At 52.5% G+C, this 255-nt stretch carries 1 rRNA gene; it reads left to right on the plus strand.

Features of this window, described 5'->3' with window-relative positions:
• Positions 1 to 38 precede the first annotated feature (38 nt).
• A 16S ribosomal RNA gene (locus L6D82_RS28515) occupies positions 39 to 255 on the plus strand; the annotation flags it as partial.

Consider the following 255-nt stretch of genomic DNA (forward strand, 5'->3'; position numbering starts at 1 on the left):
AGCCAAGTTTAGGGTTTCTTAAAAACCCAAAGATGTTTGAACTGAAGAGTTTGATCATGGCTCAGATTGAACGCTGGCGGCAGGCCTAACACATGCAAGTCGAGCGGATGAAGGGAGCTTGCTCCTGGATTCAGCGGCGGACGGGTGAGTAATGCCTAGGAATCTGCCTGGTAGTGGGGGACAACGTTTCGAAAGGAACGCTAATACCGCATACGTCCTACGGGAGAAAGCAGGGGACCTTCGGGCCTTGCGCTA

The sequence above is a fragment of the Pseudomonas paraglycinae genome (genome assembly GCF_021601625.1).
In the GTDB taxonomy this organism is placed as follows: Bacteria; Pseudomonadota; Gammaproteobacteria; order Pseudomonadales; family Pseudomonadaceae; genus Aquipseudomonas; species Aquipseudomonas paraglycinae.